The organism is Streptococcus sp. HMSC065C01, assembly GCF_001813525.1.
Classification (GTDB): domain Bacteria; phylum Bacillota; class Bacilli; order Lactobacillales; family Streptococcaceae; genus Streptococcus; species Streptococcus parasanguinis_V.
Genome location: NZ_KV812857.1, coordinates 413,589 through 437,960 on the forward strand (window position 1 = coordinate 413,589; position 24,372 = coordinate 437,960).

General features: G+C 42.7%; 27 protein-coding genes. 7 read left to right on the forward strand and 20 right to left on the reverse strand.

Going from position 1 to position 24,372, the window contains the following annotated elements; all coding sequences use genetic code 11:
• Positions 1–28: 28 nt before the first annotated feature.
• The 8 genes from HMPREF2918_RS07565 to HMPREF2918_RS07600 form a co-directional block, all read right to left on the reverse strand.
• On the reverse strand, positions 29–487 hold the full coding sequence (locus HMPREF2918_RS07565; protein WP_003008108.1) for a YtxH domain-containing protein: 459 nt from the start codon (positions 485–487) through the stop codon (positions 29–31).
• A gap of 14 nt (positions 488–501) precedes the next feature.
• Positions 502–885, reverse strand: coding sequence for a DUF948 domain-containing protein (locus tag HMPREF2918_RS07570; protein WP_013903891.1), 384 nt, complete (start codon positions 883–885; stop codon positions 502–504).
• A 3-nt stretch (positions 886–888) separates the two neighbouring features.
• Positions 889–1,671: a prolipoprotein diacylglyceryl transferase gene (gene lgt / locus HMPREF2918_RS07575; RefSeq protein WP_049482776.1), complete on the reverse strand. Its 783-nt coding sequence runs from the start codon at positions 1,669–1,671 to the stop codon at positions 889–891.
• Complete coding sequence (gene hprK, locus HMPREF2918_RS07580; RefSeq protein ID WP_021153591.1) at positions 1,668–2,600, reverse strand: HPr(Ser) kinase/phosphatase; 933 nt, start codon at positions 2,598–2,600, stop codon at positions 1,668–1,670. Before hprK ends, lgt begins: the two co-directional genes overlap by 4 nt.
• Before the next feature lie 170 nt (positions 2,601–2,770).
• Complete coding sequence (locus tag HMPREF2918_RS07585) at positions 2,771–3,145, reverse strand: hypothetical protein (protein WP_070595070.1); 375 nt, start codon at positions 3,143–3,145, stop codon at positions 2,771–2,773.
• Between the two features lie 12 nt (positions 3,146–3,157).
• The gene (locus HMPREF2918_RS07590; RefSeq protein ID WP_070595071.1) at positions 3,158–3,439 is read right to left on the reverse strand and encodes a PspC domain-containing protein; all 282 of its coding nucleotides are present in this window, start codon (positions 3,437–3,439) and stop codon (positions 3,158–3,160) included.
• A 74-nt stretch (positions 3,440–3,513) separates the two neighbouring features.
• Positions 3,514–3,969 (reverse strand): SprT family protein, encoded by a 456-nt coding sequence (locus tag HMPREF2918_RS07595; RefSeq protein WP_070595072.1) that lies wholly within the window; start codon positions 3,967–3,969, stop codon positions 3,514–3,516.
• Positions 3,956–6,112: a Tex family protein gene (locus tag HMPREF2918_RS07600; protein WP_371106484.1), complete on the reverse strand. Its 2,157-nt coding sequence runs from the start codon at positions 6,110–6,112 to the stop codon at positions 3,956–3,958. The genes HMPREF2918_RS07595 and HMPREF2918_RS07600 overlap by 14 nt, the downstream gene beginning before the upstream one ends.
• A 148-nt stretch (positions 6,113–6,260) precedes the next feature.
• On the opposite strand from HMPREF2918_RS07600, the gene HMPREF2918_RS11390 reads away from it, so the two are divergent.
• From HMPREF2918_RS11390 to zwf, 4 genes are all read left to right on the forward strand, one after another.
• Positions 6,261–6,410 carry an SPJ_0845 family protein gene (locus HMPREF2918_RS11390; protein ID WP_003008123.1) on the forward strand — a complete coding sequence of 50 codons (150 nt, stop codon included), beginning with the start codon at positions 6,261–6,263 and terminating at the stop codon, positions 6,408–6,410.
• Entirely contained in the window at positions 6,410–7,315 is a 906-nt protein-coding gene (locus tag HMPREF2918_RS07605) for a permease (RefSeq protein ID WP_070595074.1), read from the forward strand. Before HMPREF2918_RS11390 ends, HMPREF2918_RS07605 begins: the two co-directional genes overlap by 1 nt.
• Positions 7,312–8,127: a TIGR03943 family putative permease subunit gene (locus tag HMPREF2918_RS07610; protein WP_003008127.1), complete on the forward strand. Its 816-nt coding sequence runs from the start codon at positions 7,312–7,314 to the stop codon at positions 8,125–8,127. Before HMPREF2918_RS07605 ends, HMPREF2918_RS07610 begins: the two co-directional genes overlap by 4 nt.
• A gap of 185 nt (positions 8,128–8,312) precedes the next feature.
• Positions 8,313–9,779 (forward strand): glucose-6-phosphate dehydrogenase, encoded by a 1,467-nt coding sequence (gene zwf / locus HMPREF2918_RS07615; protein WP_049515373.1) that lies wholly within the window; start codon positions 8,313–8,315, stop codon positions 9,777–9,779.
• A gap of 91 nt (positions 9,780–9,870) precedes the next feature.
• Here the strand turns inward: zwf and ftsY are convergent, their stop codons facing one another.
• The 5 genes from ftsY to rnc are packed head-to-tail and all read right to left on the reverse strand — an operon-like array spanning position 9,871 to position 17,372.
• The gene (gene ftsY, locus HMPREF2918_RS07620; protein ID WP_049515375.1) at positions 9,871–11,529 is read right to left on the reverse strand and encodes a signal recognition particle-docking protein FtsY; all 1,659 of its coding nucleotides are present in this window, start codon (positions 11,527–11,529) and stop codon (positions 9,871–9,873) included.
• Positions 11,530–12,351, reverse strand: a complete 822-nt coding sequence (locus tag HMPREF2918_RS07625; RefSeq protein WP_070595075.1) for a Cof-type HAD-IIB family hydrolase — start codon at positions 12,349–12,351, stop codon at positions 11,530–11,532.
• Entirely contained in the window at positions 12,348–13,154 is an 807-nt protein-coding gene (locus tag HMPREF2918_RS07630) for a Cof-type HAD-IIB family hydrolase (RefSeq protein WP_070595076.1), read from the reverse strand. The genes HMPREF2918_RS07625 and HMPREF2918_RS07630 overlap by 4 nt, the downstream gene beginning before the upstream one ends.
• A complete protein-coding gene (gene smc, locus HMPREF2918_RS07635) occupies positions 13,144–16,680 on the reverse strand; it encodes a chromosome segregation protein SMC (RefSeq protein WP_070595077.1) in 3,537 nt (1,178 codons plus the stop codon). Before smc ends, HMPREF2918_RS07630 begins: the two co-directional genes overlap by 11 nt.
• Positions 16,671–17,372: a ribonuclease III gene (gene rnc / locus HMPREF2918_RS07640; RefSeq protein ID WP_049483702.1), complete on the reverse strand. Its 702-nt coding sequence runs from the start codon at positions 17,370–17,372 to the stop codon at positions 16,671–16,673. The genes smc and rnc overlap by 10 nt, the downstream gene beginning before the upstream one ends.
• A gap of 301 nt (positions 17,373–17,673) precedes the next feature.
• Between rnc and HMPREF2918_RS07645 the strand changes: the two genes are divergently transcribed.
• Positions 17,674–18,198, forward strand: coding sequence for a hypothetical protein (locus HMPREF2918_RS07645; RefSeq protein WP_049497375.1), 525 nt, complete (start codon positions 17,674–17,676; stop codon positions 18,196–18,198).
• A gap of 31 nt (positions 18,199–18,229) precedes the next feature.
• Here HMPREF2918_RS07645 and HMPREF2918_RS11395 read toward each other — a convergent pair whose 3' ends face one another.
• Together HMPREF2918_RS11395 and HMPREF2918_RS10860 are read right to left on the reverse strand one after the other, a co-directional pair.
• Positions 18,230–18,373 carry a hypothetical protein gene (locus tag HMPREF2918_RS11395; RefSeq protein WP_173018772.1) on the reverse strand — a complete coding sequence of 48 codons (144 nt, stop codon included), beginning with the start codon at positions 18,371–18,373 and terminating at the stop codon, positions 18,230–18,232.
• A gap of 14 nt (positions 18,374–18,387) precedes the next feature.
• The gene (locus HMPREF2918_RS10860) at positions 18,388–18,561 is read right to left on the reverse strand and encodes a helix-turn-helix domain-containing protein (RefSeq protein ID WP_049497373.1); all 174 of its coding nucleotides are present in this window, start codon (positions 18,559–18,561) and stop codon (positions 18,388–18,390) included.
• 159 nt (positions 18,562–18,720) lie between these two features.
• On the opposite strand from HMPREF2918_RS10860, the gene HMPREF2918_RS07650 reads away from it, so the two are divergent.
• Positions 18,721–18,939 carry a hypothetical protein gene (locus HMPREF2918_RS07650; RefSeq protein WP_049497371.1) on the forward strand — a complete coding sequence of 73 codons (219 nt, stop codon included), beginning with the start codon at positions 18,721–18,723 and terminating at the stop codon, positions 18,937–18,939.
• Between the two features lie 188 nt (positions 18,940–19,127).
• Entirely contained in the window at positions 19,128–19,778 is a 651-nt protein-coding gene (locus HMPREF2918_RS07655; RefSeq protein WP_070466323.1) for a hypothetical protein, read from the forward strand.
• 280 nt (positions 19,779–20,058) lie between these two features.
• Here HMPREF2918_RS07655 and HMPREF2918_RS07660 read toward each other — a convergent pair whose 3' ends face one another.
• The 5 genes from HMPREF2918_RS07660 to yycF all read right to left on the reverse strand — a co-directional run bounded on the left by HMPREF2918_RS07660 (position 20,059) and on the right by yycF (position 24,046).
• A complete protein-coding gene (locus HMPREF2918_RS07660; RefSeq protein WP_049497368.1) occupies positions 20,059–20,445 on the reverse strand; it encodes a YbaN family protein in 387 nt (128 codons plus the stop codon).
• 33 nt (positions 20,446–20,478) lie between these two features.
• The gene (locus tag HMPREF2918_RS07665; RefSeq protein WP_049497366.1) at positions 20,479–21,024 is read right to left on the reverse strand and encodes a putative periplasmic lipoprotein; all 546 of its coding nucleotides are present in this window, start codon (positions 21,022–21,024) and stop codon (positions 20,479–20,481) included.
• Positions 21,025–21,182: 158 nt separating this feature from the next.
• Entirely contained in the window at positions 21,183–21,992 is an 810-nt protein-coding gene (locus HMPREF2918_RS07670) for an MBL fold metallo-hydrolase (RefSeq protein WP_070595078.1), read from the reverse strand.
• 7 nt (positions 21,993–21,999) lie between these two features.
• Complete coding sequence (gene vicK / locus HMPREF2918_RS07675) at positions 22,000–23,352, reverse strand: cell wall metabolism sensor histidine kinase VicK (protein WP_023918726.1); 1,353 nt, start codon at positions 23,350–23,352, stop codon at positions 22,000–22,002.
• Positions 23,345–24,046, reverse strand: a complete 702-nt coding sequence (yycF, locus tag HMPREF2918_RS07680; protein ID WP_003008151.1) for a response regulator YycF — start codon at positions 24,044–24,046, stop codon at positions 23,345–23,347. The genes vicK and yycF overlap by 8 nt, the downstream gene beginning before the upstream one ends.
• Positions 24,047–24,372: the final 326 nt, after the last annotated feature.

The window sequence follows — 24,372 nt, forward strand, 5'->3', positions numbered from 1 at the left end:
ATTACCGATTTCTGTCCCACTCTCTTTTTTATACTTCTTTTGTTTCTTCTTCGGCTGCTTCTTTAGAATCTTTTTCATCCAACTCTAACACGATGTCTTCTGATTCTGTTTGTTTGCGAATGGATTGAACCAAGTCATTGCCACTTAGATTTTCTTTTTGAAGTTTATCCTTAAATGAGTGATAGACTTCTTGAGATTTTTCAACTACATCTTGCGTCTTTTCTTTGACAGATTCCAAAACAGTTCCTGTCGTAATTTCTCCAGAACCAACTTTTTCTTTGGTTTGTTGGATCACTTCTGCTGCTTGTTTGGAAACATCCTTAGCAGTTTGTTTCACCGATTCATGTACTTCTTGAGGATCTTCTTGATAATCTTTTACGAAGCGCACCACTTTTTTAGTGACTTTCTTTCCTTGCTCTGTTGATAAATAGTAGGCTGCTGAAGCACCTGAAATCACACCAATTAATAAACTAGATAAACGTCCCATATTCTTCCTCGATTCTATTTAAATAATTTTGAAGCCATCTTAATCGCTTTTAATCCGATAGAGGCTTTCACTGTTTTTCCACCAGCTGATACAGCTTTGACACTCAATTGACGGGCTTGATCATTCAAATCTGAAACAGACTCTGAAAGATCCGCCACGGCTGTAAAGAGTGGGTCAATCGTTGCAACTTTTTGATTCAAATCATCCGTTAAAACATTGACTTTTGCCAATAGATCATTGGTCTGATGCAAGGTGACATTGACATCTGATGTCAAAACTTGGATGGTTTTTTGCGTCTCATCTACAACTTTTCCAATCTTTGAGAGGAAAAAAATCATATAAATGACAAGTGCTACTAAGGCAAGGCCTAAGAGACCGTAGGCAATTTCAATAAACATATATTACTCCTTTGCTTCTACATAATAAGGGGCTTTTTTGCGACGTTGATAGATGATGATGGCGAGTCCAACTAGAATCAGGATCATCGACAACCACTGGGAAACACGTAAGCCCGCAAACATCAGGCTATCTGTCCGCATTCCTTCGATGATCATCCGACCAAAACCATACCAGATAAGGTAAAAGGCTGTGATCTCACCTTGTCGCAAAAATTGTGGCTTCCTACGAAGAATCAAGATCAAGAGAAATCCTAGCAGATTCCAACTGGATTCATATAAGAAGGTTGGTTGACGATAACTGCCGTCTATATACATTTGATCTCGAATAAAAGAGGGTAGGTAGTTGAGACTTTTGACAGCAGCTCCATAAGCTTCCTGGTTAAAGAAGTTTCCCCAGCGTCCAATACTCTGTGCAATCATGACGCTTGGGGCCGCAATATCTAAGAAATCAATTGGCTCAATCAAGCGTCTACGAGAGAATAGATAGAGGACAAGGGCACCTGTCAAGAGGCCACCATAAATCGCGATTCCTCCGTTCCAGATGGCGAAAATCTCACCAAGATGCTGGCTATAATAGCCCCATTCAAAAATAACGTAATAGAGTCGGGCACCCACAATCGCAAGCGGAAAAGCGATCAAAATGAAATCAATGATATCATCTGGATCAATTTTCTTACGGGGCGCTTCTTTCATGGAAAGATAAACGGCTAGAATTAAGCCAGAGACAATACAAATCGCATACCAACGAATACTGATCGGACCTAATTGAAGGGCTACTGGATTCATTCCTTCACCTCATTTTGACTAATCAACTGGGACAAACGTTCTTCAAAAGTTTTGGTAGCATCATAGCCCATTTCTTTGGCCCGAACATTCATCGCTGCGGCTTCGATCACGACCGAAATGTTCCGACCAGTCTTCACAGGGATGCGGATCCGAGGAATGGTCACACCACCGATTTCCAACTCTTCTGCATTATTACCAAGACGATCATAAACTTGATCCTTAGCATAATTTTCCAAGTAAACGGCGATTTGGACTTGTGAAGAATCCTTGACAGCACTTGCACCGTAGAGACTCATGACATCGATAATCCCGACACCACGGATCTCTAGTAAGTGGCGTAGGATTTCAGCTGGCTCTCCCCAAAGGGTCATCTCGTCTCTCGCATAGATATCGACTCGGTCATCTGCTACGAGGCGGTGACCCCGCTTGACAAGTTCCAAACCTGTCTCACTTTTTCCGATTCCGCTATCTCCTTGAATCAAGACACCCATCCCATAAATATCCATCAAGACACCGTGTACACTCGTACGTTCTGCTAGCCGACTATCCAAATAGCTAGAAAGCTCTCCAGATAAACGACTCGTTGCAACATTGCTCTTTAAAATGGCTAGTTGCTTCTCTTCCGCAGCACGCAACATTTCTTCTGGAATTTCTAAATTCCGCGCGACAATGATGACAGGTGTCTCTGGCTGGAACATCTTGCGCAGGACCTGATGACGGTTGTGAGAGCTCATCTTCACCAGGTAGGACCATTCTTTCATTCCTACAAGCTGAATCCGCTCAGGTGTGTAATAGTCGAAATAGCCCGTCATTTCAAGACCTGGACGTGAAATATCCGCAGTCGTAATTTCCTTGCTTAAGAGTTTATCATCCCCATAAACAACCGATAGACGAAGCTTTTCCTGTAGATCGCGAACAGTAACTGCCATATCATTCTCCCTTTTCAAATTCTCTCTCTATTATAGCAGATTTTCTCTTCAGACGAGAGACTGAAGTGTCATTTGAAAGATCCATTTTAAACTCTTTTTTAATAAGCAAAAAGAGGCCAAGACAAAGGTCTCCAACCTCTAGGAAATGATGGGAACATATGAAGAATGCTCTAGCCTTGGCCTTGCAAGAAATCTTTAATCATGGATTTGATTCCAGTCGAGACAGCATAGACCACCGCATTTGAAGGAAATGCGATCAAGCCGAGCATAAAGGCGGTAGGTCCTCCCCCCAACAAGGACAAAACCAGGTACAACATCGGCAGAAATAAAATCGAAAACCGATAAATTTGTGGCTCTCTTGCCCTTTCTGTTGTCAGAAACAAGAGGTAGAAGAGACTATTCCAAATGCCCAGTGGAAAAAGGAGCATTCCGATAAAAACTGTTCCAACTTCTTCTCCAAAAACACGATTTAAAATGAAAAACTGTCCTATAAAACTGAAGAAGAGATATAGAATAAAAGCAAGGTAATAGAACTTCTGCTTCACCCGGATCTCCTTTTAGAAAAACGGACTATCATTCTGATCATGAATGGGTTCGGCCTCTTTTCTCCGACGAGGTCGAGGGCCATAGTCAAACATTTCCTGCTCCTCCTCGTCCTTATAAGGCAAGGTCGTATCTAACAGTAAATAGATAATCACACCGATAAAGGCATGAGAAACCGTAAAAAGAATAAACAAGAAGCGTAGGAGAGTTACACTCAGACCAAATTTATCAGCTAGGCCAGCTAGCACACCTGAAACCAGGCGGTGGCGTTTTGATTTGTAAAATGATGATGTCATTTGATTTTCCTCTTTCTAGTTAGACCTATTTTAGCAGAGTCTAACTAGAAAGAGATCCGCCTAAAGACCGATTCTCATTCCTGTCTCATTTCAAGGAATTGAAGACGACCGTGACAGCGACCGCAAGCATATTTCTTCAGATCGATTTTTCGCTTTCGCCTATACTCTTGACCACAGTGAGGACATTGATAGAAATAGATCCGCTTGACTCGTCCACTCTTTTCTGGTAGAGGTGGTGTGAATCGAAGTCCATCCACTTGCTGAAGGAGCTGTTTAAAGGCTGGATCTTTGTGGCGATAGCCTTTTCCTTGATCGTAAAGATGGTAATGGCAGAGCTCATGGCGGACGATTTTCCGAAAGGTCTCTAATCCGAAAGTCTGGTAAATCTTGGGGTTGAAATCAAGATGCCGATCCTTAGGAAAGAAACGGCCTCCTGTGGTTTGCAGACGCGGATTCCACACTGCTTGATGGCGGAATTCCCTACCAAAATCTTCCAGAGATACCTGGCGTACATAGTCAGTCAGATTCATTCGGTGCTACCAAACTGAGGTTGACTTTTTCGCGTTCCACGTCGATCTTCTTCACCCAGACGGTTACCAAATCACCTACTGATACGACCTGGCTTGGATGCTTGATAAACTGCTTGCTCATATGGGAGATATGAATCAAGCCATCTTCGTGAATGCCAATATCGACAAAGGCTCCAAAGTCAACCACATTGCGAACAACCCCTTCTAATTTTTGGCCAATATGCAAGTCTTTAATATCCAAGACATCCTGGCGAAGCACGGGTGCATCAAAGGAATCCCGTAAATCGCGACCTGGTTTTAGGAGATCGGCAATGATATCTTTCAAGGTTTCTGGTCCCAGATCCAGCTGAGTAGACATCTCCTCGATGTTCACAGCTTTTAATTTTTCCTGAGCGGATGCATCGAGGTCGGTAATTTCAAGAAGTTGAAAAAGTTTTTCAACTTCCTTGTAACTTTCAGGGTGAACCCCGGTATTGTCCAAGATGTTTTTACTTTCAGGAATGCGTAGGAATCCAGCAGCCTGCTCGAAAGCCTTGGCTCCGAGGCGAGGCACTTTTTTAATCTGTGCTCGTGAAAGAATCATTCCTTCTTCTTCCCGATATTTCACAATATTTTCAGAGATGGTCTTATTGAGTCCTGCTACATGCGCTAAGAGAGAGGGACTAGCCGTATTGATATTGACACCAACTTGGTTGACCACGGTATCTACCACGAAATCCAAGCTTTCTGTCAGTTTTTTCTGATTGACATCGTGTTGGTATTGACCCACACCAATGGATTTGGCATCGATTTTCACCAATTCTGCTAGCGGATCTTGCAAGCGACGGGCAATGGAGATGGCCGAGCGTTTTTCAACGGTTAGCTCTGGGAACTCATGACGGGCCAACTCACTAGCTGAGTAGACAGAAGCTCCGCTTTCATTAACAATAACATAGCGAACTCCTGGATGGTCATGGAGCACCTCTGCGACAAAGGCCTCACTTTCACGGCTGGCGGTTCCATTTCCAATCGCAATAATTTCTACTCCGAACTCCTTGATCAAGGAAGACAGATCCTTTTTAGCCTGCTCGATCTGAGCTGGTTTTGCAGGAGCAACTGGATAGATGACCTGGGTAGCGAGCATCTTTCCTGTCTCATCGACAACGGCTAGTTTAGCACCGGTCCGAAAGGCTGGGTCAAATCCAAGGACCACGCGCCCTTTTAATGGAGGAATGAGCAATAGATTCCGTAGATTCTCAGAGAACAATTGAATGGCTCCGTCTTCTGCCACCTCCGTCAACTCTGTCCGAATCCGACGTTCAATCGCAGGAACGATTTTTTTCTTAACCGCTTGTTGAATAACCTCATCGACATAGGCATTTTTAGTTTTAAAACGAGCCTCAAAAATACGAATGATTCGATCCAGTTGGTGCTCGAATCCGACTTTGAGAACGCCCAATTTTTCCCCACGATTGAGAGCTAGAGTCCGGTAGCCTTGCATATTCTTGATCTTCTCAGAAAAATCATAATAGATTTCAAAGGTTCTCTTAGGATCTAAGCTTTCATCCTTCAAGGTTGACGTCATGAGGGAATGCCCATGAATTTCTTGATAGGTGAGGGCCCGTAATTGGGTATCCTCTGAAATAGCTTCTACCAGAATATCCACTGCACCAGCTAAAGCCGCTGTTTCAGTTGGGAAGGCCTCACAGGTAAATTTCTGAGCCTCTGCTTCCAAGTCTGGACTATTTTGCAAAATGAGACGTGCCAAAGGAAAAAGTCCTGCTTCTCGGGCAATCGTCGCCTTGGTCCGCCGTTTTTCCTTATATGGGAGATAAAGCTCTTCGACATCCGCTAATTTTTCAGCGGCCTCAATAGCCTGCTTGAGCGCCTCTGTCAATTTGCCTTGTTCCTCAATCTTAGCAAGGACAGTTTCCTTTCGTTCGGCCAGAGCCGTTAACGATTTGTCCCGGTCAATAATGGCCTTAATCGCTACTTCATCTAAATTTCCCGTCAGATCTTTTCGATAGCGGGCAATAAAAGGAATGGTTGAGCCTTCTGCGGTCAGGCTCAATACGGTATCGATTTGTTTTAAACTAACGCCCAATTCCTGGGCTATTTTTTCATATTTATCCATAGCTTCTATTATAGCATATTTTACTGCCATCAAGGGGTGAGATCGCCTGTTCTGGTCTCTGTTTCAGGGATTTTTCATAGAATAATTTTGACCCTATGGATCTTTCCTTTTATGCTCCATTTCCCCCTTGCTCTTTCCTTTTTGTTATAATGAAAGAAAATAAAAAGGAGGCCCAACAATGGCTATTAAATTCTCAAAAACAGATGATCTTGATAAAATGTTTGAAAACTTTGCAAGTTTTCCAGATGTAGAAAAAACAGTAGAATTCCCTGAAGAAAAAAAGAAGGCAGAAACTGCTACAACTAAAGAAGCAAAGAAGGTTAAGTAATGACATTCTTTCAACACCTTCCCTCTAGCGTCTTGCAGGCTGGGGCTATTTTTCTCTCGATTATTATCGAGGCCCTACCGTTTGTCCTAATCGGAAGTATCATTTCAGGGATTATTGAGGTCTATATCACCCCCGAGAGGGTCTACCGCTTTCTTCCCAAAAATAAATTTGGGCGGATCTTCTTTGGGACCTTTATCGGCTTTATCTTCCCTTCCTGTGAATGTGGAATTGTTCCCATTATCAATCGCTTTCTAGAAAAGAAAGTCCCAAGTTATACTGCTGTTCCCTTTTTGGTGACAGCACCGGTCATCAATCCCATCGTTCTCTTTGCGACCTACTCAGCCTTTGGAAATTCTGTCAAGATGGCCCTCTACCGCGCCCTTGGTTCCCTACTGGTCGCAACAGTTCTAGGGATCTTTCTTGGTTTTATTCAGACAGATTCGATCCAAAAAGAACATCGCAAACCTGTGCATGAACATGATTTTAGCGATTTAAGCAAAGACCAAAAGCTCTTTCAAGTCTTGGTGCAGGCGATTGATGAATTCTTTGATACAGGACGCTACCTGGTATTTGGTTGCCTCTTTGCCAGCCTCGTCCAAGTCTATGTCCCAACACGGATCCTCACTTCGATCAGTGCGACACCGGTTATTGCTATTCTCCTTCTCATGGTCTTGTCCTTTCTCCTCTCACTTTGTAGCGAGGCGGACGCCTTTGTTGGATCCTCTCTTCTCACGAGTTTTGGAGTAGCGCCTGTTCTTGCCTTTCTGGTGATTGGGCCTATGCTTGATGTCAAAAATCTCCTCATGATGAAAAATTACCTCAAAACCCGTTTTATCTGGCAATTTATCGGGATTGTGAGTGGAGTTGTGCTCCTTTATGCTTGGTTTGTGGGGGTAGTACTATGATTCGTTTCTTGATATTAGCTGGCTATTTTGAGCTCACCATGTACCTGCAATTATCTGGTAAGCTCAATCAATACATCAACTTACACTATTCTTACTTGGCTTATATTTCCATGTTCTTGTCCTTTGTTTTAGCTCTTGTGCAGCTGATCATCTGGGTCAAGCAGATGAAGATCCACAGTCATCTCTCTGGCTTCTGGGCAAAAGTGGCGAGTATTTTCTTGCTCTGTATTCCTTTGTTTGTCGGGCTATTTTTCCCTACAGTGACACTGGATTCCCAAACAGTTTCTGCCAAAGGCTACCACTTCCCGGTTGCTGCTGGATCTTCCAAGGAAATCCAGCAGGACGAAGGGACAACAACCCAGTATCTCAAACCAGATACTAGTAGCTATTTTACCAAATCTGCCTATGAGTCAGAAATGAAGCAGGCGGCAAAGAAATATGTTGATAAAAAGGTGATCCAGGTGACCACTGAGAATTACATGGAAGTCATGGAAGTGATTTATGATTATCCTGACCAATTTGCAGGAAAGACGATCGAGCTGACCGGCTTTGTATACAATGACCCCAATAACAAGGATAGCCAATTCCTCTTTCGCTTTGGGATCATCCACTGTATCGCAGATTCCGGAGTCTACGGTCTCTTAACGACGGGTGCTCCGCAGCATTTCGAAAACAATACCTGGATCCATGCAAAAGGAACCTTGTCCATTGAATACCACAAGCAGCTCAAACAAAGCTTGCCTGTTCTCCACATTACGGATTGTCAAACCATTACACAACCAGATAATCCTTATGTCTACCGCGTCTTTTAATGGAGAGACTAAGTTCCTTCAAGAGGTCTTAAACCCGTATAAGCTAGAACGCTCCTTCGTTCTAGCTTTTTCTATGCTGTCTACTCAAATCCCATCGGAAAATATTCAGAACAACGATTCCATCAAAGAAATCTTGCTGATTTTATGGTAAAATATGGTTAATTAAATAGGAAATAGGTACTTAAATGTCTTCAAAAGTTATTGTAACCATTTTCGGGGCCAGTGGAGATTTAGCCAAGCGCAAACTCTACCCATCCCTTTTTAGACTCTATAAATCAGGAAATCTATCTGAAAACTTTGCGGTTATCGGAACAGCTCGCAGACCATGGAGTAAGGAATACTTTGAGTCAGTCGTGGTAGAATCTATCACGGATCTGGCCGATAGCCCTCAACAAGCTCAAGAATTCGCTAGTCATTTCTACTACCAAAGCCATGATGTCAATGATACCGAACATTACATCGCCCTGCGCGAATTGCAAAATAGCTTGGATGAAAAATACCAAACGGAACACAACAAGGTCTTCTTCTTGTCCATGGCTCCTCAATTTTTTGGAACCATTGCCAAACACCTCAAATCAGAAGGCATTGTGGATGGGCAAGGCTTTGAGCGCTTGATCGTTGAAAAACCTTTCGGTACAGACCTAGAAACGGCAAGTCAGCTCAACAAGGAATTGGAAGAAACCTTTGATGAAGAGCAAATCTTCCGGATCGACCATTACCTTGGCAAAGAAATGATCCAAAATATCTTTGCCATTCGTTTCGGAAATCTTATTTTTGATAACCTTTGGAACCGAGATTTTATTGACAATATCCAAATTACCTTTGCTGAACGCTTGGGAGTTGAAGAACGCGGTGGCTACTATGATCATTCGGGGGCCCTTCGAGATATGGTGCAAAACCATACCCTTCAGCTTTTGTCATTGCTTGCCATGGATAAACCAGCTACCTTTACCAAGGATGCGATTCGGGCAGAAAAAGTTAAAGTTTTTGAGCAATTGTACAATCCAACAGATGAGGAATTAAAGAAATTCTTTATCCGTGGTCAATACCGTTCAGGTACGATCGAAGGGAAAAAAGACATCTCTTATCGCAGCGAGCCCAATGTCGGCCCTGAATCTACTACGGAAACCTATGCTTCTGGGGCATTCTTTGTTGATAGCGATCGCTTCCGTGGAGTTCCTTTCTTCTTCCGTACTGGAAAACGCTTGACGCAAAAAGGAACCATGGTCAATGTGGTCTTCAAGCAAACCGACTCCATCTTTGGACATAGCTTGCAACCTAATGTATTGACCATTTATATCCAACCAAATGAAGGTTTCTCATTGAGCATCAACGGAAAAGAGGTCGGAGAAAAATTCAGCATCGCACCGATTTCCTTTGATTACGAAACAGATGCGACTGCAACTGGAGCTTCCCCAGAGCCTTATGAAAAATTAATTTTTGACGTTTTGAACAATGACTCAACCAATTACAGCCACTGGCACGAAGTTCGTGCTTCATGGCAATTGATTGACCGAATCGAAAAACTATGGGCCGAAAATGGAGCACCACTCTATGAATACAAGTCTGGATCCATGGGACCAACTGCATCCGATGATCTCCTTGCAGAATACGGAGCCGAATGGGTTTGGAAACCTGAACCTAAGAATTAAGGAAAGCCACCTTCGGGTGGTTTTTTTGATAGCGCAAGGAAACAAAAAGACAAATTGTTCTTCCAACAATTTGTCTTTTTCTATTCGACTCTTAAATCAAGCCTTCCAAGAGGCCTCTCATGAAGTTTTCTGAGTGGAATGGTCCGATGTCATCAATCTTTTCTCCGAAACCAATCAACTTCACTGGAATGTCCAACTCTTCACGGATCGCAAGGACGACCCCACCTCGAGCCGTTCCATCGATCTTGGTCAATACAATTCCTGTCACAGGTGTAATTTTTGAAAATTCTTTAGCTTGCACCAAGGCATTTTGACCGGTTGATGCATCGAGGGCTAGCAAGGTTTCATGCGGAGCATCAGGTACCACACGCTTGATAATGCGACCGATTTTTTCCAGCTCGGCCATGAGGTTGTCCTTGTTTTGCAGACGACCAGCTGTATCAATCATCAGAACATCAATGTTTTCAGCGATCGCGCGTTCCATTCCATCAAAGACGACGCTAGCAGGATCTGATTTTTCAGGACCTGTTACAACTGGAACGTCTACACGGCGTCCCCATTCTGCCAGTTGAGCCACTGCTCCTGCACGGAAAGTATCTGCTGCAACCAACATGACTTTCTTGCCCTCTTGTTTGTAGCGGTGGGCTAACTTCCCGATAGATGTGGTTTTACCAACTCCATTGACCCCAACAAAGAGCATGACCGTGAGACCATCTTGAAAACGAATGGCTTCATTAAATTGGCCATCCTTTTCATACAAGTCCACCAATTTTTCGATGATCACGCGCTTGAGAGCATCTGGTTTTTTGGCATTTTCCAAACGGGCTTCATAACGCAACTCTTCGGTTAAATTAGAGGCCACTTGAACCCCAACGTCACTCATGATCAAGAGTTCTTCCAATTCTTCAAAGAATTCTTCATCGACTGAACGGAAATTGGCAAAGAAGGCATTGAGGCGTGCTCCAAATCCAGTCCGTGTCTTTTTCAAGCTACGATCGTATTTTTCCTGAATGGTTTCTTGCTCTGGCTCAACCTCATCTGGAATTGGCGCCTCTGCCTCTTCAACAGTTCTTTCCTCAACGGTTGATGCAGCTTCTCCTTCAGGAAGTCTAGACTCGGCTTCTGCCACTTCTGAAGTTTCCTCCACTTGAGCGATCGCTTCTGATACTTCAGGTTCTGAAACCTCATCCTGAGCTTCTACTAGTTCTGGAGACTCCTCTTCTGTCGTGCTCTCTTCTACTGGCTCAGCGTCAGGTGATGGAGAGGCAATCGGTGACTCTTCTTCCAGGTCTATAACATCAATCTCATCTGCTTCTCCAACGGTTTCAGTTTCTTCCGCTTCAATTTTCACTTCTTCAAGAGGCTCAGTCTCCGTTTCATCAGCTAGTGGTGAAACTTCTTGAGGATTTGCTTCTGTTTGAGCAGGTTCAACGGCAACTGGAGACTCCTCTACTGGTGCTTGGTCTTCAGGAGTCTCTGATGTCACTTTTTCTTCAACAAGAGGTTCCTCTGCCGGCTCTTCTTGAGCGACGGTTGAAACAGGTTGATGAGTGGCTGCAATTCGCGCTTTGAGCTCTTGGTAGTAAGCCTCCATATCAGCGATTTTTTGCTCTTCCTTGCCATTTAAGGTAGCCGCCGGCTCCTCTTTGACAGTTTCTTCAACCTCCGTACTTTCCGTTACTTCTTCTGAAGACGGAAGCACTTTTTCAGTTTCTTCTTTTTTTCCAAATAAACGATCAAATAATCCCATTTATTCACTCTCCTTTAGCACATAATTTTCAATTGCCCATGCGACGGCATCTTGGTCATTGGTCACAGGGGCCACAAGCGCTGCAACTTCCTTCACTGCTGGAATCGCATTGCCCATGGCAACCCCCAGTCCAGCCCATTGTATCATAGACAGGTCATTGGCTTCATCTCCACAGGCCATGACTTGATCTGCCTTAAGACCCAAAATAGCTACCAGTGCCTCTAAACCTGTCGCCTTGTGAACATATTTAGGGCACCATTCCAGCAACATTTCCCGAGATTTAAAAATTTCATAGTCTTGAAATAAGTCCGGCCTAATCTGCTTGATCGCTGCATCTAAAAAGTCTTGATCAACGGCTGTCACACACTTGTTGTAGGAAATCGTGGATGGCAGGTCTTTAAAATCTGTCTCAATAAAGTTCAGGTAGGGATTGTAAAGGGAATAGAGAGACTTTCGATCTGCATGAATCTCATAAACCCTTCCCTCACTGATAGCATCCAGCGGAAGGCCGAGGCGGACTGTTTCATCATGAATGGTTGCGACATCTTCTGGCGCCAAGACAACTTTTGAGAGGATTTCTCCATTATTTCGCTGCACTAGACCACCGTTGAAGGTAATCGTATACTCTTCTTTGAGGCCTGCTGTTCCCAATTCTTCCAAAAGAAAATCCATGGCTTTCAAGGGGCGACCAGTGGTTAGAACCACCTTGACACCTTGGGCCTGTGCAGCAGCGAGGGCTGCTCTATTGCGAGGGGAGATCTTTTTTTCTGAATTGAGAAGGGTCCCATCTAAATCCAGCGCAATCAAGGAAATCTGACTCATACAATTTCCTCCATGTAGCGTAGGACAGAACCCGTCGCATGGTAGCCGATGACTGTTTCAGCAATCGCTAAGATTTCAGGACGTGCATTTTCTGGCGCTACAGGATGGCCCACGACTTGCATCATATGGAGGTCATTTAGGTTATCTCCAAAAGCCATCACCTGATCCATCGAGATCCCTAGTTTATCCGCTAAGGCAGTAATGGCCACTCCCTTATCGACATAATCGAGGACAATGTCAATCGATTCAAAACCTGTCGTCATCGCTTTGACACCGGGGATATTCTCAGTGACCCATTGCTCACCTTCAAGAACAAGAGCTGCATCAAAGTTGGTGGTCAATTTGAAAATTTCATCCTGAATATCCGCTAGACTTTTCACTTTTTGAATGTTTTCATTGTAGTGCTGACTCAAGGCCAGATAGTCGGGATCTACTGTTTCTAAGACATAGCTTCCTTTTTTTCCCGTCAAAAGCAGTTTATTGGGGTCTGCATAAGGTGAGGATTTCAAAGCTTCAAAAACACCCAAATAAAAGTCTTTGGACATAGTCGCTTCGTAGAGATCTTCTCCATGAAATTCTACCACACTACCATTTTCAGCAATGAAAATCATCTGGTCCTCAAATCCTTTAAAGAGGGATTTGAGAGAAAGAAGGGCACGGCCACTCGCAGCAGCAAAATAGATGCCTTTTTCTTTGCAACTTGCTAATACCTTGCGTAAAAGGTCTTGATCGTACTGATGTTGGTCATTTAGAAAGGTTCCATCCATATCCGTAGCGATCAATTTAATATTATTATTCTTCATTTTCTAAGTCTTTCAATTTAACTGAGACGATTTTAGAAACTCCAGATTCCTGCATGGTCACACCATAGATGGAATCAGCAGCCGACATGGTTCCCTTCCGGTGCGTCACGACAATAAATTGGCTTTCCTTATCAAAGCGGTTGAGGTAGTCTCCAAAACGCTTGACATTTGCCTCATCCAGGGCAGCCTCTACCTCATCCAGAATGACAAATGGAATGGTCTTAACACGAATAATCGAGAACAAGAGGGCCAAGGCAGACAAGGCCTTTTCTCCACCACTCATGAGGTTTAAGGATTGGATCTTTTTACCAGGTGGCTGCACAGAAATCTCAACCCCAGCTGTCAGAAGATCTGGCTCTGTCAGAATCAAATCAGCAGAACCCCCACCAAACATTTGACGGAAAGTGACTTTAAAGGATTCACGAATGGCTTCAAAAGTTGATTTAAAGCGTTCCTTAACTTCGTCATTCATGTCGTTGATGGTAGACAGAAGCATATTTTTCGCAGCCAAGACATCCTCCCGCTGGCTGGAAAGGAAATCAAAGCGCCCCTTCACCTCGTCGTACTGCTCGATCGCATCCACATTGACTGGACCAAGTGCCTTAATATCTTTTTCGATGCTCTTGAGCTGGTTTTCAGCTGCTGCAAGATTTTCAACAGGTTTAGCCTGCTCTTTGGCTTGGTCAAAGCTTTGCATGAATTCATCGGTAATTTGCGTTAAGAGCTTGTTCAAGCGATCCGCATGCTTTTCACGTGTCGCTTCAGCTTTAGCTTGTTGACGAATCCATTCTTCGTTTTTCTTGCGAGCTTGTTCCATCTGTTCTGCCACATCTTCGGCCTGGCCTTCCAAATCATCTAACTCAAATCGTTTCCGAATGACCCCTTGTTCCAAGTCCGTTTTCTTGGCTTGGGCCTGCGTCAATTGGTTGGCTAGCTGCTCCACATCAACTGTCTGGACTTTGGCCTCGCCTTGTTCAATCAGCAATTGCAACTGATGCTCTTCTACTTCCAACTGGGAGATTGTTTCTTCCAAGCGACGAGCATCTGTTTGCTCGTAGCTTTGTTGACTCTTACATTCCGTCTGTTGAAGTCGCAGGTCTGCCAATTGCTCTTGCAAGTTTTGTACTTTTTGTTGCAGAACGTCTTTGTCCGACTTCATGGTTTCAATGTCGCGATTCAGATTTTCTTTTTTAAGCTCAATTTCTGCCAATTGCTCAGTAAGGGATTCCAGCTCTTCTTGGAGAGACTGGGTCGCATCTGTTGCCAATTCTGACTTCAAAGCTTCTAAGAGTTCCTGAATTTCTTTCAGTTGCTCTTGGCTTTGTTGGTAGGCCAATTGGGCCCGCTGTTGCTCTAGACGCGCTTGCTCACCTTGGCTTTGAATAGAGGCCAGGTATTCTTGCGCCTGCTTGAGCAGATTGTCCTTGGTCTCGACCTCCTGCTCTGCTTCTCTCAAACGAGCATCCAGAGCTTGCATTTCCTGCTTCAAACTATCCAATTCTGGTTTGACAAAGACCGTATTTTGGGAACGATTGGCACCACCGGCATACGATCCTCCGGTCCGCAATTCGGTCCCATCCAAGGTCACCATCCGAACTTGATAATTGACTTTACGAGCCGCCTCACGCGCATGCTCTGTCGTGTCAAAGATGGCCGTTACGCCAAGTAAGTTTTGGAAAATCTGTTCAAAACGATGCTCATAGGTCACTAACTCACTAGCAATTCCTAGAAATCCTGCACTGGCTTGAATCAATTCCAAATTCCGTGGAGAAAGTTGACGGGCTTTGATCGTCGTTAGCGGAAGGAAAGTTGCCCGTCCCAAGCGATTGCGTTTCAAGAAATCGATCGCTCGCGTTGCAACCTTTTCATCCTCGACAATGATCTGTTGGCTGCTAGCCCCCAGAGCAATTTCAAGCGCTGTCTGGTAGTCTTTTGAGAAACTCAAATTCTCACTAACAGCCCCACAGATGCCTCCTAACCGTTCTGCTTCTTGCAAAACGCTCTTGACGCCTGCGTAGAAGTTACTATGGTTCTTCTGAATGGCTTCCAAGCTATTGATCCGCGCCCGCTTGTTCTTGCTCTCATCCATCAAGTCAAACATGGCCGCTTGAGCCTCTTGGTAGGCAGCTTTGGCCTGCTCCACTTTTACCAATTGCTCTTGGTATTCTACTAGTAAACCTTTGACCGTCGCTTGTGCCTGATCCAACTCTTCCAATTGTCGGACTTCTTTTTCCTTGGCAGTTTCAAAGTTTGTTTGTGCCTTGGTCAAATCCTCTTGACGATGGCTTGATTCTTGCAGGAGTGCTTGGATCCGGCTCTCAATGGCTGTCCGCTCATTTGATTTTTCAGCCTCAGTCTGTAAGAGCGCGACATACTGCTCGCGTAGATGCTCAATGACTTGTTCCGGATCTTCTTCGTAGTTGGCTAATTCTTTTTCCAACTCTTCTTGTTGCTGACAGTTCTCTGTCAGCCTTTGTTGAAGCACAGCTAGCGTCTCTTGTTTTTGAGCCAGCTCTTGTTTCGCTTCTTCCAGACGGGCCAAAACAGCATCCAGGCGCTCAAGATTTTCCCTGCGACTATGGGCTGCTTGAGTCGATTGCAACTTAGCTACTTCGATTTGCTTTTCCAAATCACTGATCAAACGAGTGACCTCAAGCAAGCTGGCCTGGTCCTCAGCTAAGCTTTCATCCAACTGATGGCGGGCCTTCTTGATGCGTACATTCTCTTCTTCTAAGACCTGACGACGTTGGTAATAAGAAGCCAACTGTTCTTGAATGGCCTTTTCTTCTTGATCAGCCTTTTCATAAAGGTTCTTTGTCAAATCAACTTGAGCAACTAAAACATCCAGCAAGAGAACCTGCCGTTCTTGGTCTAATTCCAAGAAACGGCGAGCGACAGTCGCTTGCTTTTCAAGAGGTTGGATCTGTCCTTCTAATTCATAGAGGATGTCCTCCAGACGGTCCAAATTCTCCTGGGTTTGGTTAAGTTTGGTCTCGGTTTCCTTACGCCGCGTCTTAAATTTCAAGACACCAGCAGCTTCTTCAAAGATAGCCCGGCGTTCTTCCGGTTTGGAGTTAAAGATCTCCTCTACCCGTCCTTGGGAAATAATAGAGAAGGAGTCACGTCCCAATCCCGTATCCATGAACAAATCATGCACATCTCTGAGACGAACTTTCTTGCCGTCGATCTTGTACTCGCTGTCTCCTGAACGATAAATATGCCGTTCGACACGAATTTCTTTCCCTGCCTGCTGGATAAAACCATCTTGGTTATCTAAGACAACTGTGACACAGGCATAATTCAGCGGTTTACGCGATTCTGTCCCTGCAAAGATAACATCGGGCATCTTGCCCCCACGTAGACTCTTGACACTGGATTCCCCCAGGGCCCAGCGCAAGCTCTCCGTGATATTGGATTTTCCAGATCCATTTGGCCCTACAACGGCAGTGACCCCTTTGTCAAATACGACTTTTGTCTTATCCGCAAAGGATTTAAAGCCTTGGATTTCAATCTCTTTTAGATACATGGCCCATCATTCCTCGTTTCAACTGCATTGCGGGCTGCTTCCTGCTCCGCTAATTTCTTGGAACGACCATGACCATGGCCCATCGTTTGACCGTTCACGAATACTTCTACTTCAAACTCTTTGGCATGAGCAGGACCGGACTCGCTGACCACTTGATACTGGATCTCCACATCTCCGTGAACCTGCAACAGTTCTTGCAGACGGGTCTTGTAGTCAATGACTTGAGAAAATTGACCCGTTTCAACCTTGGGAATCATGACCTGATAAATGAAGCGTTTGACCGCTTCCACTCCTTGATCCAGTAAAAGAGCACCTAAAAAGGCTTCAAATAAATCGCCAAGAATCGTATCGCGGTCCCGGCCACCAGATTTTTCTTCGCCCTTGCCCAGTTTGATGAAATGGTCAAATTGGCAATCTCGAGAAAAGCCAGCCAGACTTTCTTCACGGACAATCATAGAACGGAATTTGGATAAATCTCCCTCCGGTCTGTTGGGGTGTTCCTTATACAAATATTCGGAAATAACTAATTGAAGAACAGCGTCTCCTAAAAATTCCAAACGTTCGTTATGTGAAATTTTTAAGAGGCGGTGCTCATTGGCATAAGAGGTGTGCGTAAAAGCTGTATCTAATAAACTGGTATCTGAAAAAACGATCTGAAACCGTTCCGATAACAGGGCTTGTAATTTCTCCATAGGAAGCCTACTTTCTAATAAATTCATACTCTTAAGTATACCAAAATTTTAATACGATTACCATTAGATATCCATTAGATACGGTTAGTTGATTCACTATGTTTTAGGTGTGTTTGGATATCGATCCAATAAGTTGAATACCACGTTTTGTAAATTTACTCCATGAATTTTAACTTTCTTCAACTGGCGCATTTCTATATCTTACCAACTTAACCCCCATTCCTTATAGTAGGTTTTATTTCTTAACCTCCTTATTTTTTACCCCTTTCTGATATAATAGTCACAGAAAGGAGGGCTTTATATGCCTTTTACTGAACTTGAAGTCCAAACTTGGACATTGTATACAACTGTGGTTATTGCTCTAGTGGGGTTCTTTTTTAACATTGTATCCCTTCATCGTACAAAGCGAGCCGAGGAAGATATGGCTAGGCCATATGTAAATGTCTTTGTCGATTTATTTGAAATAAAGGACCGACAAAGAGTTTATGTTATTAAAAATTTCGGAAAGACACCTGCCTACATTACCGACATAACTGTCCATGGGAATCTAGGTATCTATAATCAGCATAATTTTAAATCTCTTGTAGGAAATATGATTGCTCCTGGTCAAAAATTCACTTCTAATATTGAAGATGATTTTAAAGGATCATCGAAAATCACGATTTCATACAGAGATAACAATAGGAAAGTATACCAAGATACTTTTACACTGGATACAAATATAGGTTTGACTATGTCATACACTTTAAATGAATCTAACAAAACAGATGAGATTCCAAGTACTATAAGACAATCTACAATGGCGCTGTTACGTGCGTTTCGCTAATTTTAGTTCCATTGTCATAATGAACTACAGTTCAAACATCTCCACTTGTTTTAATATTGATATGTACTTTTTCATCGTCAAGCGTGTTGGCGATGATTTTATTTTTTGCGTCGATAGCATCATTAATATTATTTGCATAAATTTCATATACAATATCAACATTTGCATTAGCCATGTAATTTTCACCTCCTATCTAAATTCGTCCAAGCTGACCTCTAGTGCATCAGCTAATTTGCACATATTCGTCCAAGACATCTCTTTCAATTTTCCAGCCTTTAAGTTAGAAAAATTCGATTGAGAAATACCTGACTTTTTAGCTAGTCGATACACCGACCAGCCCCTTGATTTTAATTGTTGTTCAATCTTTTCCTACATTTTAAACACTATATGTTGTGTATGCGCAACATATTTAATCCTTTTTTATCACTATATATTGAAAAACAAAAGCTTTTACATTATAATGTATCTTGGCTAAGGCCTCTCACAGTTTTAGTCAAGATTTCAATGGAAAGGAGAAACACTATGTCAAAATTACGACCTAGACCTCAAAAGAATTATCCTAACTATAACTGGGATGATTTAGATCGCACCATTCAAACAATTCTAAGCGATCCATTATATAAGGTTTGTCACATAGATCCATCGCTTTATGCAATTCCTAAAGATGAAATTATTTCCGAGTGCATAAGTGCAGGTTATACAGTTGAAGAATGTGAAGATGGAATTCTGAATATTTCGTGACTTGCCAAATTGGCTGCTTTTACTTCAAGAGCGCTAATTCTTGTTAGTAAGTCTATCGACACCTCGATAGGCTTTTTTCTTTTTCCGCTATACGGATATCGTTTAGGTTTCATTCTTTCACCTTCTTATTATTTAATTCCCTATCGTTATTTGGTATAATAAACTAAAAACGATTGGGGTTAGTATTTATGTCTGATAAAGTTTGTTTCATTATAAGCGCAATTGGGGAATCTGGTACTCCCACAAGAGAACGGGCTGACAAAGTATATAAATACCTTATTGCTCCAGTTTGCGAAGATTTAGGTTATAAACCGATTCGCGTTGACCATGTCAATGCAGTAGACAATATCAATGAAACGATTATAAACTACCTAAAAACTGCTCATATGGTTGTTGCGGATATGACAGAACACAATCCAAATGCATTTTACGAACTAGGTTTTAGACAAGCGCTAGAGCTTCCGCTTGTACCGATCATAGAATCTGGTGGAAAACTTCCTTTTGATGTCATCACGACCCGTACTACTTTTTATGATACAGATGTGTCAAGAATCGAAGAATCAAAAGTTGACCTCAAATCTAAAATGCAAAGTTTTGAAAACTTTAAAATGCCTATTAGCCGTCTTGACAAAGCTACAACTCTCGAATCTATTGATAAAAAGTTAAATCAAAAGTTAGATAAAATTTTATCATTGCTAGAACGTTCAGATTACAATCTGATCACATCTAATACTTTACGTTTTCGAGATTCTGATTATAAAGAAAATGGTCTTATTTTATCGAGCATTAAGGGTCTTGATCTTTTGCATCAAGAACACCACGAAGATAAAAATAGCTAGATCTTGTTGACGTTGTAATTCAATGATTTCTTCAAACCTTTTATTAATTAGTGTAACAGTCCTCAACACTTCATTGATGGCTGTTTTTTCTACTTCATTTGCCATTTTTTCTACACCTCTTTTTCAATTTTTGATTCAAGCGCTCGCAGTTCAATTTCGTGAGCAACGTTGGCCATTAATTTCATGCATTTGGCTTTTTCCTTCACTGTAAGTTTCAGATACCAAAAAAGAAGCACGAACGCACTTCTTTTCCTAGTTCTAGGGCCTGAATTCTCTATTTTTACTCAGGATGTTCTTCTGTTGGTTTTTCAGGCTTATTGGGAATCACTTTTAAGAGATAAAAGGTGATAAAAATCGTCAAAGCTCCTAAAGCAAGCTTCACCCAAATAATCGGGGCCAGATAGATGGAAATGCCCATCAGAATGTAGATCTGAAGAAGGATCCATTTCTTCCGTTCTTTGGCAATCGATTTGGTCTCTCGGTAATCCGCTACATAGGTTTGATAAAGCTTGGTTTGGTAAAGCCAAGTTTCAAAGCGTTTGGAACTTTTAGCAAAGCAAGCCATGGACAGCAATAAAAAGGGGGTTGTCGGTAAAATTGGCAATGGAATCCCAATAATTCCTAGTCCCAATGATATAAAACCAATCGTAAGATAAACAAGGCGCATTTACTTCTCCTTTGTATGTTTCTTGTTTCATAATCACTCTACAGTGTTCACATCTGACATTAGAAGCTTCATCTTAGATGGATCTGACATTCCATCCACAATATTCTGTTGTTCCTCATTTAATGGCAATAATATTATAGTTGCTGTATGAGAAGGTAATTCCCCACTATCCTTGATAAAATAGCTAACCTTTTGATTCTCAAAAATAGCCTTTCCATCATAAGACCAGGTAATTGAAAAGTTCAAATCTTTCTTGATATCTACATCTGTCTTATTGACCAGCATGAGTGCCGCCCTGCCATCTGAAACAGCCCCGGTAAAATAGATCGCCATATTCCCCTCGCTACCAACTTCAGGATGTTCTTTAACCAATTTCTTCCCTAACTCAATAAGATCAGACGTCTTTCCTTCATTTTGAGGGGCCACCACAAATTTCAATTCTTTTTCTTTTTTAGAAGACTCTGATACTTTTGTTTCCTTCGCCGTTTGAGTGGAGGTTGACTCTTTCGTATCTTGCTTAGACTGACTACAAGCTGTTAAAGCAACTAAACTTGCCAGTAATAACATCATCTTTTTCATTTTTCATTTCTCCTCTTCTTTGATTGTACAAAACGTGACTCTCATTCAGAATTCGCTCTTTCTTATCATACACAAATTTAGGGCAAAGAGCAAATTCATCACTAAATGAAAGGATTTTAATCAGAAATCAAAAAACCACCCGAAGGTGGTTTTCTATCTTATATCTTCGTCAAAGGGGTCGCGGTATCTGGCGAGGTATCTAACACCTCAAAATCATGGCCAACAGCTAGATCTGCTCGAGCCAGTTGATTCTCCATGGTCATATGGGCTAATTCTTTGATATTGTTCTCTTTTGACAAATGTCCCAGATAAATCTTCTTGGTGCGATTTCCCAAGGTTCGGATCATGGCATCTGCACCATCTTCGTTAGAAAGGTGGCCTAAATCAGACAAGATCCGCTGCTTCAAGCGCCAAGCATAAGAACCTGCTCGAAGGATCTCTACATCATGGTTGGACTCAATCAAATAGCCATCCGCATCCGCGACGATTCCTGCCAAGCGATCACTCACATAGCCAGTATCCGTCAGCATGACGAAGCTCTTGCCATCCTTCATAAAGCGATAGAATTGAGGGGCTGCAGCATCGTGACTGACCCCAAAACTTTCGATATCGATATCGCCAAATGTCTTGGTCTTCCCCATTTCAAAGATGTGCTTTTGAGCATCATCAACCTTGCCTAGATACTTGGTGCCTTCCATAGCCTTCCAAGTTGCTTCATTAGCATATAGATCCATGCCATATTTCCGCGCTAAAACACCCACACCATGGATATGGTCTGAGTGTTCGTGCGTAATCAAAATGGCATCTAAGTCTTCTGGTTTGCGATCAATTTCAGCCAATAGTCCCGTAATCTTTTTCCCTGATAACCCTGCATCAATAAGCAGTTTTTTCTTTGGCGTCTCAAGGTAGAAAGAATTCCCACTAGAACCTGAAGCTAAAATACTGTACTTAAATCCCTCTTCTATCATTGACTCCTTATTCTTCCTCTTCTGTATCCCAGTCGTCTTTAATAGCATCTTTGTCGTACGGCAAGACAATGGTAAAGGTAGATCCCTTGCCATATTCACTCTTGGCCCAAATAAAGCCTTTGTGTTGCTTAACGATCTCCTTAGCAATGGCTAAGCCCAGACCAGTCCCACCTTGGGCCCGGCTACGTGCCTTATCCACTCGGTAAAAGCGATCAAAAATGCGAGGCAAGTCTTTCTTTGGAATCCCCAAGCCCTCATCTGAGATGGAGATAATCAACTGGGCATCTGTCGTTTTCATCCCTACCTTGATCTTTCCACCATCAGGTGAGTACTTGATGGCATTGTTCAAGATATTGTCGATCACCTGGGTCATTTTATCCGTATCAATTTCAACCCAGATCGGGGTGATCGGGTATTCCCGGATCAGTTCATACTTCTTAGTATCTTCTTGCGATTGACTCTTGATCTTATCAAACCGGTTTAAAATAAAGGTGATAAAGGCCGTAAAGTTGGTCAACTCGATGTCCAACTGACTGGTTTCATTATCGATTCGTGACAAGCTCAATAGATCTGTGACCATGCGCATCATGCGGTTGGTTTCATTGAGCGAAACCTTGACAAAATCTGGTGCTACCGGCTCTGACAAAGCGCCATCGTCCAGGGCTTCCAGATAGGATTTCACACTGGTCAAAGGTGTCCGTAATTCATGGCTCACATTGGAGACAAAGAGGCGACGTTCCCGCTCTTCCTTGTCCTGCTCCGTCGTATCATGCAAGACAGCTACCAGCCCAGAGATAAAACCTGACTCGCGACGAATCAAGGCAAAGCGCACACGAAGACTTAAGTATTCCCCATTTTCATCCTGGGAATCGATGGTCAACTCTGGTACTTCTGTAATCAAGCTGCGCAGATCATACTCGTCTCCAATCGAAAGCAAATCCAGAATACTGGTATTGAGCACCTCATCTGGATTGACATTCAATTGCTTGGCGGCCATTTCATTGACCATGATGATCTGACCACGTCTATTGGTCGCAAGCACCCCATCTGTCATGTAAGAAAGGATACTGGTCAAACGCTTGGTTTCTTGTTCCAAGTTTTCATGCGTCAGGCGAATAACCTCAGACAGATCATTGATACTATTGGTCATATCTGTCAGTTCTGGACTCCCTTGCATGTCGACCACTTCAGAATAGTCCCCTGCAATCAGATCCTTAATTTTGGCGTTTAATTGTCTGAGCTTGATATTGTCCCTACGGTTTTCTAGCAAAAGCAAGGCTACCACAATGATAAACCCAACCGTAATCAGAACAAAGACAAAGTTCGACGACATTACAAATTGTTTTAGTTGATCAATCATTGTTTCTCATATAATATCCAACACCACGACGGGTTAAGATATATTCTGGACGTCCCGGTGTGTCCTCGATTTTTTCACGCAAACGACGAACTGTCACGTCCACTGTCCGAACATCACCAAAGTAATCATAGCCCCACACCGTCTCAAGAAGGTGTTCACGGGTCATCACTTGACCGACATGGGTCGCAAGGTGATAGAGCAATTCAAACTCACGATGGGTCAAGTCCAATTCTTTGTTGCCTTTTTGAACCAAGAAGGCATCTGGAAGAATGTGAAGATCACCAATGACAATTTCCGTATCGGCCTCATTTTCAAGCTGAGGATCAGCCGCAAACTCAGAACGACGCAACAGGGCTTTCACACGCGCTTGCAATTCCCGATTTGAGAAGGGTTTGGTTACATAGTCATCCGCACCGATTTCAAGCCCGATGACCTTATCAAATTCCGTATCCTTAGCGGATAGGACAATGATCGGCACATTGCTGGTCTTACGAATCGTCCGCGCCACTTCCAAACCATCAATCTCTGGTAGCATCAAATCTAGAATAATAATATCCGGATTTTCAGCCGCAAAGACCTCTAAAGCTTCCCGACCATCAAAGGCCGTCAAGACTTCATAGCCTTCTTTTGCCATGTTAAATTTGATAATATCTGAAATTGGTTTTTCATCATCAACTACTAATATTTTTTTCATCTTACATACCTGTTTCTAATGCTGCTTTTCCTTATCAATCTCTATTTTCTTATTATATCAAACTTATGAAGAAATGTGGAGTCTCAATTGCTGGACTTTCCTATAAGAAAGGGTAAAAAAGACCGAGATGTTAAAATATCAGTCTTTCATTCTGTCATTATTTATCAACTCGTGATTTGTTGGCGATATCAGCAAGGATAGCTACTACAAACTCATCATGTTTAAACATTAAAACGGTATCTTCTTTCAGAGGAGATACCGTTTTTTCTTCGGATAAGTAAAAAATTTTCTTCCTTGTACTGACCCCAAAAAGTTAGACAATTAAT